This is a genomic window from Rugamonas sp. GW822-FHT03B10, from assembly GCF_058801745.1.
This window is the reverse complement of sequence record NZ_JBXANP010000001.1, coordinates 412,670-425,504: the sequence shown is the minus strand read 5'-3', so window position 1 is coordinate 425,504 and position 12,835 is coordinate 412,670. Positions and strand designations below refer to the sequence as shown.

The following is a 12,835-nucleotide window of genomic DNA, read 5'->3' as shown; positions in this document are numbered from 1 at the left end:
CGGCCGGCCCCGGTCTGACGGCACGGCGTCGCCGCGACGCCACACATCGCGTCCGGCGACGGACCTGCGCTGCCTAAGCGCACCAAGCCCGAACCGGTCGCGCGCACGCGCCGCATGCCGGCCCCCTCCCCTAAAAAAAAGAAAACCGGCCCGTCCGCGATGCGGAGGGGCCGGTTCGTTCCGGCTGGCGGGTTGCCCCGCCGGCCTGGCAGCAATTATTGCAGCTTGATTTCGACGTCCACGCCAGCTGGCAGGTCCAGCTTCATCAGGGCGTCAACGGTCTTGTCGGTAGGATCGACGATGTCCATCAGGCGCTGGTGGGTGCGGATCTCGAACTGGTCGCGCGAGGTCTTGTTCACGTGCGGCGAACGCAGCACGTCGAAACGCTGGATGCGGGTAGGCAGAGGCACTGGACCCTTGACCACGGCGCCGGTGCGCTTGGCGGTGTCGACGATTTCCAGGGCGGACTGGTCGATCAGCTTGTAATCGAAGGCCTTCAGGCGGATACGGATTTTTTGATTGGTGACGGACATGGTAATTCCTTCAAAGAGCGAACTGGCAACTTTGTAGCGCCAGCAATTTTAAAAAGAACGGTGGGTACTGCAAGGGCCGACATGGTAACACACCTTGTCGGCCCTCTTGCATCAGCGCTTAAAAATTAGGCGATGATTTTCGCCACAACGCCGGCGCCGACGGTACGGCCGCCTTCGCGGATGGCGAAGCGCAGACCTTCTTCCATCGCGATCGGGTTGATCAGCTTGACGGTGATCGACACGTTGTCGCCTGGCATGACCATTTCTTTATCGGCTGGCAGCTCGATCGAACCGGTCACGTCCGTGGTACGGAAGTAGAACTGAGGACGGTAGTTGTTGAAGAACGGGGTGTGACGGCCACCTTCGTCTTTCGACAGCACGTAGATCTCGCCGGTGAAGTGGTTGTGCGGCTTGATCGAACCTGGCTTGGCCAGAACCTGGCCACGCTCCACGTCTTCACGCTTGGTGCCGCGCAGCAGCAGGCCAACGTTGTCGCCGGCTTGCCCCTGGTCCAGCAGCTTGCGGAACATTTCCACGCCGGTGCAGGTGGTTTTCACGGTGTCTTTGATGCCGACGATTTCGATCTCTTCGCCGACCTTGATCACGCCACGCTCAACACGGCCGGTCACCACGGTGCCGCGACCCGAGATCGAGAACACGTCTTCCACAGGCATCAGGAAGGCGCCGTCCACAGCGCGCTCTGGCGTTGGGATGTAGGAATCGAGCGCGTCGGCCAGTTGCATGATGGCCTGTTCGCCCAGCGGGCCGGTGTCGCCGTCCAGCGCCATACGGGCCGAACCTTTGACGATAGGCAGGTCGTCGCCTGGGAACTCGTACTTCGACAGCAGCTCGCGCACTTCCATTTCCACCAGTTCCAGCAGTTCTGCGTCGTCGACCAGGTCGCACTTGTTCAGGAACACGATGATGTAAGGAACGCCAACCTGACGGGCCAGCAGGATGTGCTCGCGGGTCTGTGGCATTGGGCCGTCGGCGGCCGAGCACACCAGGATCGCGCCGTCCATCTGCGCTGCGCCGGTGATCATGTTTTTGATGTAGTCGGCGTGGCCTGGGCAGTCAACGTGTGCGTAGTGACGGGTAGCGGTTTCGTACTCGACGTGGGCGGTGTTGATGGTGATGCCGCGTGCTTTTTCTTCAGGAGCAGCGTCGATCTGGTCGTAGGCTTTCGCTTCGCCGCCGAATTTCTTCGACAGTACGGTTGCGATCGCGGCGGTCAGGGTGGTCTTGCCGTGGTCAACGTGACCGATGGTGCCGACGTTGACGTGCGGCTTGGTCCGTTCGAATTTCTCTTTTGCCATTTTATTCTTCCTTAAAACAATGTGTTAAAGGGGCCGGAGGATCTCCCCGGCCGCCCAATTTCAAAATTACTTGGCTTTCGCGGTGACGATCGCGTCGATCACATGCTTAGGCGCTTCGGAGTAGTGCTTGAATTCCATCGTGTAGGTCGCGCGGCCTTGCGTTGCGGAACGCAGGGTGGTCGAGTAACCAAACATTTCCGACAGCGGCACTTCGGCTTTGATGATCTTGCCGCCGCCGCCTGGGATTTCGTCCATGCCCTGCACCATACCGCGGCGGGACGACAGGTCGCCCATCACGGTACCGGCGTAGTCTTCCGGCGTTTCCACTTCCACGGCCATCATTGGCTCCAGGATGACGGGGTTGGCGCGCTTGCAGCCTTCCTTGAACGCCATCGAACCGGCCATGCGGAACGCGTTTTCGTTCGAGTCCACGTCGTGGTACGAACCGAAGGTCAGGGTGACTTTCACGTCGACCACTGGGTAGCCGGCCAGAACACCGTTCTGCAGCGTTTCGCGCACGCCTTTTTCCACCGCGGGGATGTATTCGCGAGGAACCACACCGCCCTTGATGGCGTCGACGAACTCGAAGCCCTTGCCTTGCTCTTGCGGTTCGACCGTCAGCACGGCGTGGCCGTACTGGCCGCGACCACCGGACTGCTTGACGAACTTGCCTTCCACGTCCGACACCGACTTGCGGATCGTTTCGCGGTATGCCACTTGTGGCTTGCCGACGGTCGCTTCCACGCCGAATTCGCGCTTCATACGGTCGACGATAATTTCCAGGTGCAGCTCGCCCATACCACCGATGATGGTCTGGCCCGACTCTTCGTCGGTCTTCACGCGGAACGAAGGATCTTCCTGTGCCAGGCGGTTCAGGGCCAGGCCCATTTTTTCCTGGTCGGCCTTGGTCTTAGGCTCGACAGCCTGCTGAATCACAGGCTCAGGGAACACCATCTTTTCCAGCGTGATGATGGAGGCTGGATCGCACAGGGTTTCACCGGTGGTCACGTCTTTCAGGCCCACGGCGGCGGCGATGTCGCCGGCGCGCACTTCTTTGATCTCTTCACGCTGGTTGGCGTGCATCTGCAGAATACGGCCCAGGCGTTCCTTGCGGCCCTTGACCGAGTTGTAGACGGTGTCGCCGGCGTTGATCACGCCCGAGTACACGCGGAAGAAGGCCAGCTGGCCGACGAACGGGTCGGTCATGATCTTGAAGGCCAGTGCCGCGAACTTCTCGTCGTCAGCCGCTTTACGGGTGGCTGGCTCTTCGTGCTCGTCGGTGCCCTTCACGGCGGCGATGTCGATCGGCGATGGCAGGAACTCGATCACGGCGTCGAGCATGGCTTGCACGCCCTTGTTCTTGAACGCGGTACCGCACATCATCGGCACGATCTCGGAGGCGATGGTGCGCTCGCGCAGTGCCTTCTTGATGTCGGCCTCGGACAGGTCGCCCTCTTCCAGGTACTTGTTCATCAGCTCTTCGCTGGCTTCAGCGGCGGCTTCGACCATCTTCTCGCGCCATTCGGCGGCCGAATCGGCCAGCTCGGCTGGAATGTCGACGTAGTCGAACTTCATGCCCTGGGAAGCGTCGTCCCAGATGATGGCTTTCATCTTGACCAGGTCGATCACGCCCTTGAAGTTCTCTTCGGCGCCGATCGGGATCTGGATCAGGACCGGGTTGGCCTTCAGGCGCGCGCGCATCTGGTCGTAGACCTTGAAGAAGTTGGCGCCGGTGCGGTCCATCTTGTTGACGAAGGCCAGACGTGGCACTTTGTACTTGTTGGCCTGACGCCACACGGTTTCCGACTGTGGCTGCACGCCGCCCACGGCGCAGTAGACCATGCACGCGCCGTCCAGCACGCGCATCGAACGCTCCACCTCGATGGTGAAGTCGACGTGGCCCGGGGTGTCGATGATGTTGATGTGGTGCTCAGGGAAGTTGTTGGCCATGCCTTTCCAGAAGCAGGTGGTCGCAGCGGAGGTGATCGTGATACCACGCTCTTGTTCCTGCTCCATCCAGTCCATGGTGGCGGCGCCGTCGTGCACTTCGCCGATCTTGTGGTTCACGCCGGTGTAGAACAGCACGCGCTCGGTGGTCGTGGTCTTACCTGCGTCGATGTGAGCGGAGATACCGATGTTGCGGTAGCGCTCAATGGGGGTCTTGCGGGCCATAATTAATCCTAAATCTTTGAATGGACAAAACCGAGCACCATTTTTTTGCTAAAAAATGAGCCCGGCCTCGAACAACAGATAACAGCCGGACCGCACAGGGTCCGGCCGGTTTTATTAGAAGCGGAAGTGCGAGAACGCCTTGTTCGCTTCCGCCATGCGGTGCACTTCATCGCGACGCTTCATCGCACCGCCGCGGCCTTCGGCCGCTTCCATCAGCTCACCGCCCAGGCGTTGTGGCATGGACTTCTCGCTGCGCTTGTTGGCGGCTTCACGCAGCCAGCGCATCGACAGGGCCATGCGGCGCACCGGACGCACTTCGACTGGCACCTGGTAGTTGGCGCCGCCGACGCGGCGGGATTTCACCTCGACCAGCGGCTTGGCGTTGTTGATGGCGGTGGCGAACACTTCCAGCGGGTCTTTACCCGACTTGGCGGCGATGTGCTCGAAGGCACCGTAGATGATGTTTTCAGCGACCGATTTTTTACCGGACAGCATCAGCACGTTAACGAACTTGGCGACATCCGTGTTGCCGAATTTAGGATCTGGCAAGATTTCGCGCTTGGGTACTTCACGACGACGTGGCATATCAATTCCTTTCAATCTTCAGTTGAGGTGCGCAGATATGGGTTCGCACTCTCACGGAGGGCCATCATAGCCATCCACTTACTCGACCCGTTGCGGTCGACTACATTCACTTAGCTCTTACTGCCACTGAGCGAAACTTGGGGTATTACTTCTTACCGGCCTTGGCACGCTTGGTACCGTACTTCGAGCGGGCTTGTTTACGGTCTTTCACGCCTTGGGTATCCAACGCGCCGCGGACCATGTGGTAACGCACACCTGGCAAGTCTTTGACACGACCGCCGCGCAGCAGCACAACGCTGTGCTCTTGCAGGTTGTGGCCTTCACCGCCGATGTACGAAATGACTTCGAAACCGTTGGTCAGGCGCACTTTGGCGACCTTACGCAAAGCCGAGTTAGGCTTCTTAGGAGTGGTGGTGTACACACGGGTGCAAACGCCACGTTTTTGCGGGCTGTTTTCCAGCGCCGGCGACTTGCTCTTCACGGTCGTGGCGACGCGTGGGCTGCGAATCAGTTGATTGATGGTTGGCATCGTTCTAAATCCAACAAAGTTACAACGTTGATAACCCGGGCGATTGCCCGGGGGCGAAAACTGAGTCCCTTTCTACACCGACAGCGGAGGCGCGAAAAGCCACTCGCGCTGGAGCGGCCGCAAAAGCGTATACGATGTGCAGAATAAATAGAGAACTCGCGAGTATAGACGCGCTGCGCAGGCCAGTCAATCTATTTCGCGGCGGCGGGGACGGCCCGGGGCCGCGCCGGTGGCGCGCGCCGGGCCAGCAAAAACTAGCCGTATGATCAGGAAACACTTGATAATAGCAGACATTTTTTCCGCCGCCCCCGCCGCCCCCGCTTATGCCATCCCTGTTGCGTCCCGCCAACCTGTTCCTGTTCGCCACCTATCTGCTGCTGTCGGCCGTGCCCTACGTGCCCTGGCTGCTGGGCAAGCCGGTCGAGCAACCATGGCAGATCGCGGCCGTCGAGGCGCTGGGCTGGCTCGCGGCCTGGGCCGTGCTCAAGCGCCCGGCCAGGTTCCACTGGCTGCTGCTGCCCGCGTTCGCGGCGCTGCCGGCCGAGATCTACCTGTTCGTGTTCTACGGCCAGGGCATCTCCACCCACCACCTCGGCATCATCGCCGAGACCAGCCCGCGCGAGGCGATGGAGTTCCTGGGCCAGAAAGTGTGGCTGCTGGGCGGCGCCATGGCCGCCGTGCTGGCCTGGTGGCTGCTGGCCCAGGTGGTGGCCGTGCGCGCCCGCGCGCTCGACTGGACCGGGCGCAGCCGCTGGGCCGCGCTGGCCGGCTTGCTGGTGCTGGCCGCCGTGGCCGGCTGGGGCTACGAGTTCGGGGTCCAGGCCAAGCCGTCGGCCGCGGCCAGGGCCGCCGCCAAGGCACCGGCCCGGCCGGCCCTGCTGGCCGGCGCGGCGGCGGCGCCGGCGTCCGGCGGCGTGGCCGCGTCCGGCTTTGGCGACGGCGCCAGCGACGACGAGGAGGAGGACGCGGACGAGGACAGCGCGCCGGCGCTGCCGGCCTTGCCGGCGGCCGGCCACCTGGGCTGGAGGCTGGCGGCCCTGCCCTACTGGGCCCGCTCGCCGGTGGACGGCGACGCGTTCACGGCCAGCTGGCCGTTCGGCCTGGCCGCCCGCTTCGCCGACTTCTGGAAGGAGCGGCGCTACCTGGCCGAGCTCGGCGAACGCAGCCGCAGCTTCCGCTTCCAGGCGCACCAGGCCACGCCCGGCCAGCAGCCCGAGATCGTGGTGCTGGTGATCGGCGAATCGTCGCGCTACGACCGCTGGAGCCTGAACGGCTATCCGCGCGACACCACCCCGCTGCTCAGGCGCGAGCCCAACCTGGTGACGCTGCCGGACGTGATCACGGCCGTCTCGGCCACGCGGCTGTCGGTGCCGGTGATCATTTCGCGCAAGCCGTCGATGCAGAGCCTGAAGGATGGCTTCTCCGAGAAGTCGTTCCTGACCGCCTACAAGGAGGCCGGCTTCAAGACCTGGTGGCTGTCGAACCAGGTGTCGTTCGGCCAGTTCGACACGCCCGTCTCCGTGTTCGCCAAGGAGGCCGACGTGATCGAGTTCCTCAACCTGGGCGGCTTCACCAACCGCTCCAATTTCGACGCCGTGCTGCTGGACCCGCTGGCGCGCGCCATCGCCGACCCGGCCCCGAAGAAGCTGATCGTGCTGCACTCGCTGGGCAACCACTGGAACTACAGCCAGCGCTACCCGAAGACGTTCGACAAGTGGCAGCCATCGCTGTTCGGGGTCGACAAGCCGGTCTACACCGACACCAGGATCAAGCCGCAGCTCAACAACAGTTACGACAACTCCATCCTGTACACGGACTGGTTCCTGGAGCAGGCCATCGCCACGCTCAAGCGCACGCAGCAACTGGGCGCGCTCGTCTACGTGGCCGACCACGGCCAGACCCTGTACGACGGCAGCTGCAACCTGGCCTTCCATGGCCACAACACGCAGTTCGAATTCCACATCCCGGCCTTCGTCTGGTATTCCGACCAGTACCGCGAGCGCTACCCGGAGAAGGTGCGGCAGCTGCTGCGCCACCGCAAGGCCAGGCTGGCCACGGAGAACATGTTCCACACGCTGCTGGACCTGGGCGACATCGCCTACCCGGGCGAGCGGCTCGAATGGAGCTTCGTCAACGCCCGCTTCAAGCAGCACAAGCGCTACGTGGACAGTTATGGCTGGACCAATTACGACAACGCCATCATCAAGGGCGACTGCCGCGAAGTGATCGACAAGGACAAGCCGCTCAAGCAGGAGAAGTGAGGCGGCGCCGCGCCGGCATGGCCGCCCCGGACCCAACAGCAACGACGTGGCGCCGGCGAGGCGCGCGGGCGCGCGGACCCGCCCATCGCGTCCGCCCGGTCGTGGCCGCAAGCCACCAACCAGCGCGGAACCGGCGTCTGATAAAAACGACAAAATGTCAGTTTTTACAGTTGACTTGCATCTTCAACTGCTTTCATCGCCGCCAAGCCCCGGCGCCACGCCCCTGCATTAGCCTTAGTCTATCGCCCAACATTTACGATTAAAAAATAGAAAATTGACATCATTTTGCGCGCCTTGTAAGTTGATTCCCAGCACTCGGATGGCCGGGTGTTTTTATGCCAAAGGGGATCAACATGAAATTAAGATCACTACTGCTGGCGGCCATGCTGGCCGCTTCGACCGGCACCGCGCTGGCGGAAGACCTCAACCAGAACGTGGCCATGTCCACCGTGTCGGCGGGCAGCTACACGGCGCACTTCGGGGCCGACCACAACTTCGCGGGCGCGTTCACCGACACCTTCACCTTCAACCCGGCCGTCGGCCCCAGCTGGGCCAACGCCATCATCCAGACCCTGTCGCTGATGGGCAATAACGACCTCAACCTCACCAGTGCCTCGCTGAACGGCAACGCGCTCACCCTGACGGGGCCCGGCTCCTTCGAATTCGGCATACTCAACCCCATCAACGTGTCGGGCACGCTGACGCTGACCGTGATGGGCACCACCATCACCCCCTCGGCCAGCTATTCGGGCGACATCAACGTGTCCGCCGTGCCGGAACCGGAAACCTATGGCATGCTGCTGGCCGGCCTGGGCGTGGTCGGTTGGCTGGCCCGCCGCCGCAAAGCAAGTTGACGCCAGGCCCTGCGTCCACCCATCGGACCACCACCTTGCCGACCAGATCGGCCCGCCCCGGCAGCCCCGGGGCATCGGAGACGCGCCAGCGTCTCTCTTTTTACCCGACCCGTTTTTGGCCCGGCCCGTCCCGGCTGGCGAACCGGCGCCAGGCAAGCTGGCGCCCGTCGCGATGGACGTCGGCTGCAGACAACGAATCCAGCATGACCAAACGGAAAATAGGCCGACAATTTGCAGAATGGAAATTGATTGGTAGAAATTATCTATTGTCCAGCCCGTGTAGTAGGCACGCGCTATCGAAGTGGTCGGGATGAAAAAAAATAACGAATTGACATCGAAATCTGCCCAGCGTACGGTGCACGGGTAGCGCCGGGTTCATGTCTTTAGTTAAATATTTTTCGGAGATAATATGACATTAAAATCAATATTGGCGGCTGGTTTGATGGCGGCGGCGGCGGGCGGCGCCATGGCCAACGATTACACGTCGCCCGTCATCGCCATGGCGGGTGGCGCGGGCGACTGGAGCACCGCGTTCGGCACCACGCACAGCGACGGGCAGGCGTTCACCGACACCTATACGTTCTCGTATTCCGGCCTGCCGGGCACGGCGCAGGGCTTCTTCGCCAACTTCGTCAACTTCTCGTCGGGGCCGGCGACCATGCTGAACTTCAACTCGGCCGACCTCAACGGCACGCCGCTGCCGGTGTTCAATGGTTTCTCGTCGGGCAGCGTGTTCTTCGGCGTGCCGGTGAGCGGCCTGATCACATTGACCATCAAGGGCACCGACTTCGGCACCGCCAGCTACGGCGGCACGCTGGACATCAAGTCGGCCGTGCCGGAACCGGCCACCTACGGCATGCTGCTGGGCGGCCTGGCGCTGATGGGCCTGGTCGCGCGGCGACGCCGCTCCTGAACTCCCCCCTTAAAAGACGCTGCGGCGTCTTTTTTTTACCCCGCGCGGGCTGGTAAACTACGCCATGTCCAAAATACCCGCCTCCGCCGCCCGCTTCGACGCGCCCGGCCACCCTCCCGCCACCACCACCGAATACCAGGGCGTGCGCAGCCTGCACCTGGGCACCTCCTGGGTGCAGGGCGCCATGCGCCTGGCCAAGCCGGACAACATCGAACTCGAATACGTGCAAATGATGATGATGTGGCTGTTGTTCGTGCAGCGCCCGCGCCATGTGGTGCAACTGGGCCTGGGCAGCGCCGCGCTGACCAAGTTCTGCTACCGCCGCCTGCCCGGCACGCGCGTGACGGCCATCGAACTGAACCCGAACGTGATCGCCATCTGCCGCGCGCTGTTCGGCCTGCCCGACGACGACGCCCGCCTGCGGGTGCGCGAGATGAACGCGCTCGACTTCGTGCTCGACCCGGCCAACCACGGCACGGTGGACGTGCTGCAGGTCGACCTGTACGACGAGGAGGCGCGCGGCCCCGTGCTCGACACGCCCGAGTTCTACCAGGGCTGCTACGACTGCCTGGGCGACGACGGCGTGATGACCACCAATGTGTTCGGCGAGTTCAGCAACTACGACAAGAATCTGCTGGCCATGGAACAGGTGTTCGACGCCGTCGTGTGGCTGCCCGAGGTGCACGACGCCAACATCGTGGTGATCGCGTTCAAGCGCGCGCCCGTGCTCGACTTCAGCGTGCTGTACGAGCGGGCCGGGGCCATCAAGAAGGAACTGAATTTGCCGGCCAAGTCGTGGGTCAACGGCCTCAAGGCGTGGATGCGCGACCACCAGTAGCGCCGGCCCGGCGGCGGCGCAAAACAGCAGAAACTTGCTCCGCCGAAACGACAAAGGCGACGGCGATCGACAAGCCTACGCGAAATCCCCGCATAAAGCACGCACTATTGCGCCGGCTGCTCATTATGCAACATGTTGGTGCATGCAAGTTTGTCTAGACCAATTGTGCACTGTAGTATTTTCTCGGTGGTGATTACCGTTCACCAGCATGCAGGAAAGCCGTCACCCCTCGGCTGTTTACTCAGATAAAAACCACACGAGAGAATGACCTATGAAGAGAGCCCCTCGCAGCACCCGCACCCGCCACGCCCACCCCGCCCATCCACCCCGTTTCCAACGCACCCTGCTCGCCAGCGCCCTGCTGATGGCCGCCGGCGCCAGCTATGCCCAGTCCGCCGCCGCGCCGGACGCGCCGACCGAACAGACGGTGGTGGTGCTCGGCTCCCGTTCCGCCGCCAAGACGGCGCTCGACACGTCGGCCCCGGTCGGCCTGATCAGCCTGAAGGACATGCAGACGGCCGGTCCGCTGGAGCTGGGCAAGCTGCTGCAGACGCTGGACCCTTCGTTCAACTTCTCCACCACCTTCATCAGCGACGGCTCCGACATCATCCGTCCGGCCACGCTGCGCTCGCTCGGCCCTGACCAGGTGCTGGTGCTGGTGAACGGCAAGCGCCGCCACCAGCAGGCGCTGGTGAACGTGCAGCAGACCGTCGGCCGCGGCTCGGCCGGCACCGACATCAACGCCATTCCGCTGGCGGCCATCCACCACATCGAGGTGCTGCGCGACGGCGCCGCCGCCCAGTACGGTTCGGACGCCATCGCCGGCGTGATCAACATCGTGCTCAAGAGCCAGGTCAAGGAAACCACCGTCAGCGGCACCGTGGGCACCACCTCCAAAGGCGACGGCGACCTGTACTCGGCCAGCGCCAACACCGGCGTCGCGCTGGGCCAGGACGGCGGCTTCCTGAACCTGACGGCCGAGGCCCGCAAGCGCGGCGAAACCAACCGCGCCGGCCCCGACACGTTGCGCGTGAACCCGCCGCGCGTGACCCAGCACATCGGCGACAGCGACGCCAAGGACGGCTACCTGTGGTGGAACGCGGCCCTGCCGGTGGACAAGAACGGCGAGTTCTACGCCTTCGGCGGCCTGTCCAAGCGCAAGGGGAACTCCTACGGCTTCTTCCGCTCGGCCGGCGACGACCGCACCGTGCCCGACATCTACCCGAACGGCTTCCTGCCCAACATCCAGACCACGGTCAAGGACAACTCGTTCGCCTTCGGCTTCCGCCGCGACCTGGCCAACGACTGGAAGGCCGACCTGTCGATCAACCACGGCGAGAGCGAGCTGGACTTCCACGAAGCCAACAGCGTCAACACCAGCTACTGGTACGAGCCGAAACCGGGCGGCGGCATCTACGCCGAATCGCCGCGCGAGGCCGACACGGGCAAGCTGAAGTTCACCCAGACCACCATCAACGCCGACCTCAAGGGCCCGCTGGCGGTGGGCGCCGGCAGCGTGTTCCTGGCCACCGGCTTCGAATACCGCGCCGACAACTACCAGATCGAAGCGGGCGACCCGGTGTCGTACCAGTACGGCCGCAGCAACAACCCGGCCATCGCCATCACCACGCCGAGCGGCGCCACGGCCGCCTCCGGCATCCAGGGCTTCCCCGGCTACACGCCGGGCACGGCCGTCGATTCGGGCCGCCACAACATCGCCCTGTATCTGGACGCCGAGCACAAGCCGGTCGACAACCTGACGCTGGCCGGCGCCGTGCGCTGGGAGAAGTACTCCGACTTCGGCAGCACCACCACCGGCAAGCTGAGCGCGCGCTGGGATCCGAGCAAGCAGGTCGGCTTCCGCGGCAGCGTCTCGACCGGCTTCCGCGCGCCCAGCGTGCAGCAGGAGTTCTACAGCTCCGTGTCGACCAACCTGAACAACGGCGTGCTGACCGAGACGCTGACGGCGCGCCAGGGCAGCCCGGTGACGCAGGCGTTCGGCATCGCCCCGCTGAAAGAGGAAACCTCGACCAGCGGCAGCGTCGGCATGGTGCTGCGCCCGGCCAAGAACATGTCGCTGACCATGGACGCCTACCAGATCAAGATCAAGGACCGCATCGTGTTCTCGAGCGAGATCGCGCCTGAGGCCAACGGCGGCCCGATCGCCAACATCCTCAAGCCGCTGGGCGTGGGCCAGGCCCAGTTCTTCACCAACGCCGTCGACACCCGCACCCGCGGCATCGACATCGTGGCCGACCACACCACGCACTTCTCGAACGCCAAACTGGTGCTGTCGGGCCAGCTGGGCTTCAACAAGACGGAAGTGACGAAACGCCATTCGTCGTCGTCCGTGCTGACCGGCGAACAGCTGTTCGACAAGTCGCAAGTGACGCTGCTCGAACACGGCCAGCCACGCCAGCACCACGTGATCGGCGCCGACGTGACCACCGGCCCATGGGACGTGAACGTGCGCGCCAACTACTACGGCGAAGTGAAGGCCGAGAACTTCAGCCCGCTGCAGACGTGGGGCGCCAAGTGGCTGGTCGACAGCTCGGTGCGCTATGCGTTCACCAAGCGCACGTTCCTGAGCGTGGGCGTGAACAATATGTTCAACGCCCTGCCCGACGAATGGACCAACGGCGGCGTGTTCCCGCAACTGGGCTTCACCCGTTGCTGGGAAACCTGCCCGATCGGCGTGAACGGCCGCTCGATGTACGTGCGCGTCGATTCGGCGTTCTAAGCATCGCCGCCCAGCCGCCGGCCAGTCTGGCGGCGTGACGTAAGCAAAAGGGTCAGACTCTCGGGTCTGGCCCTTTTTTTTTCATGCGGCCAAT

At 63.4% G+C, this 12,835-nt stretch carries 10 protein-coding genes; 5 read left to right on the top strand and 5 right to left on the bottom strand.

Annotated features, from left to right (window positions below):
- Positions 1–215: 215 nt before the first annotated feature.
- The 5 genes from rpsJ to rpsL form a co-directional block, all read right to left on the bottom strand.
- Positions 216–533 carry a 30S ribosomal protein S10 gene (rpsJ, locus tag AC1RQG_RS01885; RefSeq protein WP_117014469.1) on the bottom strand — a complete coding sequence of 106 codons (318 nt, stop codon included), beginning with the start codon at positions 531–533 and terminating at the stop codon, positions 216–218.
- 125 nt (positions 534–658) lie between these two features.
- A complete protein-coding gene (gene tuf, locus AC1RQG_RS01880; RefSeq protein ID WP_493127642.1) occupies positions 659–1,849 on the bottom strand; it encodes an elongation factor Tu in 1,191 nt (396 codons plus the stop codon).
- 66 nt (positions 1,850–1,915) lie between these two features.
- Positions 1,916–4,021: an elongation factor G gene (gene fusA / locus AC1RQG_RS01875; protein WP_493127730.1), complete on the bottom strand. Its 2,106-nt coding sequence runs from the start codon at positions 4,019–4,021 to the stop codon at positions 1,916–1,918.
- A 114-nt stretch (positions 4,022–4,135) separates the two neighbouring features.
- Entirely contained in the window at positions 4,136–4,606 is a 471-nt protein-coding gene (gene rpsG, locus AC1RQG_RS01870; protein WP_209723738.1) for a 30S ribosomal protein S7, read from the bottom strand.
- A 145-nt stretch (positions 4,607–4,751) separates the two neighbouring features.
- Positions 4,752–5,135 carry a 30S ribosomal protein S12 gene (gene rpsL / locus AC1RQG_RS01865; protein ID WP_493127726.1) on the bottom strand — a complete coding sequence of 128 codons (384 nt, stop codon included), beginning with the start codon at positions 5,133–5,135 and terminating at the stop codon, positions 4,752–4,754.
- 323 nt (positions 5,136–5,458) lie between these two features.
- On the opposite strand from rpsL, the gene AC1RQG_RS01860 reads away from it, so the two are divergent.
- The 5 genes from AC1RQG_RS01860 to AC1RQG_RS01840 all read left to right on the top strand — a co-directional run bounded on the left by AC1RQG_RS01860 (position 5,459) and on the right by AC1RQG_RS01840 (position 12,741).
- The gene (locus tag AC1RQG_RS01860; protein WP_493127721.1) at positions 5,459–7,396 is read left to right on the top strand and encodes a phosphoethanolamine transferase; all 1,938 of its coding nucleotides are present in this window, start codon (positions 5,459–5,461) and stop codon (positions 7,394–7,396) included.
- A gap of 353 nt (positions 7,397–7,749) precedes the next feature.
- Positions 7,750–8,250, top strand: coding sequence for an FxDxF family PEP-CTERM protein (locus AC1RQG_RS01855; protein WP_493127719.1), 501 nt, complete (start codon positions 7,750–7,752; stop codon positions 8,248–8,250).
- A 409-nt stretch (positions 8,251–8,659) separates the two neighbouring features.
- Positions 8,660–9,163: an FxDxF family PEP-CTERM protein gene (locus tag AC1RQG_RS01850; RefSeq protein ID WP_493127717.1), complete on the top strand. Its 504-nt coding sequence runs from the start codon at positions 8,660–8,662 to the stop codon at positions 9,161–9,163.
- A gap of 64 nt (positions 9,164–9,227) precedes the next feature.
- Entirely contained in the window at positions 9,228–10,001 is a 774-nt protein-coding gene (locus AC1RQG_RS01845) for a spermine/spermidine synthase domain-containing protein (protein WP_493127715.1), read from the top strand.
- 271 nt (positions 10,002–10,272) lie between these two features.
- A complete protein-coding gene (locus AC1RQG_RS01840; protein WP_493127713.1) occupies positions 10,273–12,741 on the top strand; it encodes a TonB-dependent receptor plug domain-containing protein in 2,469 nt (822 codons plus the stop codon).
- Positions 12,742–12,835: the final 94 nt, after the last annotated feature.

Bases quoted from the DNA above. Each gene is read 5' to 3' on its own strand.
- rpsJ (WP_117014469.1), bottom strand. From the start codon at position 533: ATGTCCGTCACCAATCAAAAAATCCGTATCCGCCTGAAGGCCTTCGAT.
- fusA (WP_493127730.1), bottom strand. From the start codon at position 4,021: ATGGCCCGCAAGACCCCCATTGAGCGCTACCGCAACATCGGTATCTCC.
- tuf (WP_493127642.1), bottom strand. From the start codon at position 1,849: ATGGCAAAAGAGAAATTCGAACGGACCAAGCCGCACGTCAACGTCGGC.
- AC1RQG_RS01855 (WP_493127719.1), top strand. From the start codon at position 7,750: ATGAAATTAAGATCACTACTGCTGGCGGCCATGCTGGCCGCTTCGACC.
- AC1RQG_RS01860 (WP_493127721.1), top strand. From the start codon at position 5,459: ATGCCATCCCTGTTGCGTCCCGCCAACCTGTTCCTGTTCGCCACCTAT.
- rpsG (WP_209723738.1), bottom strand. From the start codon at position 4,606: ATGCCACGTCGTCGTGAAGTACCCAAGCGCGAAATCTTGCCAGATCCT.
- AC1RQG_RS01840 (WP_493127713.1), top strand. From the start codon at position 10,273: ATGAAGAGAGCCCCTCGCAGCACCCGCACCCGCCACGCCCACCCCGCC.
- rpsL (WP_493127726.1), bottom strand. From the start codon at position 5,135: ATGCCAACCATCAATCAACTGATTCGCAGCCCACGCGTCGCCACGACC.
- AC1RQG_RS01850 (WP_493127717.1), top strand. From the start codon at position 8,660: ATGACATTAAAATCAATATTGGCGGCTGGTTTGATGGCGGCGGCGGCG.
- AC1RQG_RS01845 (WP_493127715.1), top strand. From the start codon at position 9,228: ATGTCCAAAATACCCGCCTCCGCCGCCCGCTTCGACGCGCCCGGCCAC.